The organism is Oceanobacillus sp. B139/18, assembly GCF_055524595.1.
In genome coordinates, this window is the sequence record NZ_JBVFXI010000022.1 from 1 (window position 1) to 3,513 (window position 3,513).

A 3,513-nucleotide genomic window follows, 5' to 3' on the forward strand; every position below is an offset into this window, starting at 1 on the left:
ATAAATCACCTTTCCTCTCAAAATTTTTTAAAAATCTATTCTATTTAAACTTCCGAAGTACAAATATTTCTGAAAATAAAGGATGCGGAAGTTGAGAATACAATTAATCAATTATTTATTCGGGATTGAGTATATCTGGTAACCAAGTGGCTAGAACTGGAAATAATATTAATAATATAATTGCTACAAGTTGTAATCCGATAAACGGTAAAGTAGCCATGTATATTTTCCCAATTTTCACTTTCTCACCTACAGCACTCTTCAAATAAAATATAGCAAATCCAAAAGGCGGTGTTAAAAATGCCATTTGTAAAATAACCATGAAAAGCACTGCCCACCATAATGGATCAAATCCCGCTTCGACTACTACTGGAGTAATAATTGGAGCGGCCAGCATAATCAAAGCCATTGTTTCTAAAAACATTCCCAAAATAAAGATAAAGAGGATTGCAAAAAATAACACACCCCATTTTCCTCCATAAACATTGGCTGCCAATTCAGACACCATTTGATTTCCTCCAATCCCAGAAAAAACAGTACTAAACGTTGCTGCCCCAATAAGTATCCAAGCAACCATTCCTGTCATTTTACTAGATTCAAAAATTGCGTCTTTTATCTTCCACCAGTTTAATCTTTTAGAAAATATACCAATTAAAATCGTACCTGCTACTCCAACAGAGGCACTTTCGGTAGGTGTAGCCACCCCCGTGAAAATAGAACCAAGAACAAGCAAGATTAAAATCATGGGTAGTATTAATGATTTTATAGAATTCAGCTTTTCTCTAAGTGAAACACGCTCTTCTTTAGCAAGAGCAGGTACACTAGATGGTTTTAAATAAGCAACGATAAATATATATATGATAAAAATTAAAATTAACAGTATTCCTGCCCCTAGACCCCCTGCAAATAGATTTGATATAGAAACTCCTGTAATTGCTCCATAAAGAACCATATTTAAATTTGGTGGAATAATTTGACCAAGTGTTCCTCCTCCCATAATAGTTCCTAAACTCAGATTTTCATTGTATTTATACCTCCTCATATGCGGTAGAGCAATAAGTCCTAAACCAATAACACCTGCTGCTACAACGCCTGAAATAGAGCCAATAATAGCACCCACTATGATAACTGTAATGGCTATTCCTCCCCTTAGACCGCCAGACCATTTATAAACTGCATCAAACAGTTCTGAGATAATATTTGATTTCTCCAAAAGGATTGACATAAGTATAAAGAGCGGAATAGCTATTAATGTATAGTTATTCATCACTCCCCATGCACCACTAGTAAGCAACGCTGCACTGTCATACCCCCACATTAATAGAGCATATAACACCCCTGTAAAAGCAAGAGAAAAAGCAATCGGCACACCTAAAAATAAGAAAAAAAGTAACAATATAAACATACCGATAGGCGCATAATCAAAGATTAGTTCCATAATCACTCCCTCCCTTCTCGAACCATAATTTATACAACTCAACCAATGACTGTAGCCATAATATGAGTGCACTAATTGGAATAAACCATTTAAACCACCAAATTGGAGGGTTAAAAGAAGTCTGGTGTGCAGAATATTCCACAATCCGAGTGGACTCTACCGCTAGCTCCACCCCTTTTATCAATAAAAGAAAGGAAGTTATTATAACTAAAATGTGTATAAAAGTAAGTAGAATCAATTTGGGTTTTCCTTTTATAAAAGTTAGTAATATATCTACTGTAATATGCCCCTTCGTTCTTAGTGTATCTGCGCCAGTAAGCAGTATCATGATTCCAAAAAGGAAAATAGTAACTTCAAATCCCCAATCTGGTGAGTTACCGAAAAACCTCCTCATAATTACCGTGTATAAAATAACAAGAGTCAAGGGAATGACCATATAACTTGCGATTTCCCCTGAAATCCTTGATAGGTTTTCTATTGCATTAACAACTCTCTTCATGGTGCACGCCCCCTATTCTTCGTACCCTAATTTCTCTGCATCCTCTAAGTAACCGAGTTCAGCTAATACTTGGGCATATTCTTCGACGTACTGTTTACTGAATTCACTTTCTTCCTTATAATCTAACAATAAATCAAATCCAATTTCTTTCATTTCTTCTAAATCTTCTTCTGGCAGTTCGATAAATTCAATATCTGGATTATCTCTCCACTCTTGTTCAGCAATTTGGCTTTCAACTCCATATGCAATAGCTGATTCATATCTAACCTTATCTCTTGCTACATATACAGCGGCTTTCAAATCTTCCGGTAATTCTTCCCAAGCTTTAGGATTGATAATAAGTTCCTTATCTGTACTTGGACCAACGTGAATTGCCGGCTCAATAATATATCTAGTAACCTCATCTAACCCCATTTCTCCATTAACTAGAAAATCATTAAATTCTGCAGCATCCACAGTACCTAACTGCAAACCTGTATAGATTTCTGAAGCGGAAAGAGAAATAGATGACGCTCCCAGTGCGCCATAAAACTGAGATGCGACTCCCGCCGCTCGGATATTCTTCCCTTTAAAATCTTCAATACCTTCTATAGGTACTCGTGAAATTAAAACTTCTTCTGGAGCATAATCAAAGGCACCTAAATTTTTTATTCCATGTTGTTCATACGCCTCATTAATGATAGGTTCTAACCTTTCCGTTCTATAAAAATGCTCTTCGAATCCTCTGATTGGATCTCCTGGAATAGTTCCTCCACCAAGTGTAAAAACCGGGTCTTTTCCAGACCAAAATCCAGTATAGAGTGCTCCCATTTCAACAACACCGTTTTTTACCATATCAAAGGAATCAGTAGTCGGAAAAAGAATATCAGATCCATAAGGTTCTATGACTAACTGACCATCTGTGATTTCTTTCACCGTTTCCACAAAAGGAATAATTGTTCCATCATATCTAGAAGTACCTTCAATTTGATGCGTAACCATTCTCCATTCATAGACTCTTTTTTCGCCCTCTGGAATAGTTTGAATTGGTGCACATGAACTCAACAAAAAGATTGTGGATATCATCATTCCAATAACCAACTTTTTCATGTATAATCCTCCTTTTCATTGGAATCGCTTACAATTCTGATTTTATTTAATTTTCCATCTTAATAAACAGGTTATTTCACTTCATGTGAAAAGTCAACATTTTTTTACACACAGCAAAAAGGATTAGTCTAAAAAGCTGACTAATCCTTTTTCTATAGGGTGCAATATTTAACCTAGCTTCGCCATAAGCCCCTTAAGCTTCTCTACTTCGTCTTCTTCAAGCCCCAGCCTCGGTTTTCTTGATGGTCCACCGTTTAATCCTTTTAAGTCCATGGCCTTTTTCACTATCTGAACATACTTACCGGAGTCCTCCAGAAATTCACATAGCGGCAATAAATCTTTATACAGCTCTTTAGCACCGGCATAATTTCCTTCCTTCACTAGTTCATACAGTCTCCCTGCGCTGTTCGGTGCAATATTTGCTGCCACAGAAATCCAACCCGTAGCTCCGAGGACAAATGACTCCAGCGCAAGATCATCTGCACCA

4 protein-coding genes are annotated in these 3,513 nt (G+C 36.7%); all 4 read right to left on the reverse strand.

Annotation, left to right across the window (positions count from 1 at the left end; translation table 11 throughout):
- Positions 1-115 precede the first annotated feature (115 nt).
- Positions 116-1,438: a TRAP transporter large permease gene (locus ACZSMY_RS23105; protein ID WP_193062495.1), complete on the reverse strand. Its 1,323-nt coding sequence runs from the start codon at positions 1,436-1,438 to the stop codon at positions 116-118.
- The gene (locus ACZSMY_RS23110) at positions 1,422-1,937 is read right to left on the reverse strand and encodes a TRAP transporter small permease subunit (protein WP_193062493.1); all 516 of its coding nucleotides are present in this window, start codon (positions 1,935-1,937) and stop codon (positions 1,422-1,424) included. The genes ACZSMY_RS23105 and ACZSMY_RS23110 overlap by 17 nt, the downstream gene beginning before the upstream one ends.
- A 12-nt stretch (positions 1,938-1,949) precedes the next feature.
- Positions 1,950-3,026 (reverse strand): type 2 periplasmic-binding domain-containing protein, encoded by a 1,077-nt coding sequence (locus tag ACZSMY_RS23115; RefSeq protein ID WP_193062491.1) that lies wholly within the window; start codon positions 3,024-3,026, stop codon positions 1,950-1,952.
- Between the two features lie 168 nt (positions 3,027-3,194).
- Positions 3,195-3,513: dihydrodipicolinate synthase family protein (locus ACZSMY_RS23120; protein WP_465148379.1), on the reverse strand; the 319-nt coding region annotated here is incomplete at its 5' end.

What these genes read in the sequence shown, in the direction of transcription:
- ACZSMY_RS23105 (WP_193062495.1), bottom strand. Translation starts at nt 1,438, where the DNA reads ATGGAACTAATCTTTGATTATGCGCCTATCGGTATGTTTATATTGTTA.
- ACZSMY_RS23110 (WP_193062493.1), bottom strand. Translation starts at nt 1,937, where the DNA reads ATGAAGAGAGTTGTTAATGCAATAGAAAACCTATCAAGGATTTCAGGG.
- ACZSMY_RS23115 (WP_193062491.1), bottom strand. Translation starts at nt 3,026, where the DNA reads ATGAAAAAGTTGGTTATTGGAATGATGATATCCACAATCTTTTTGTTG.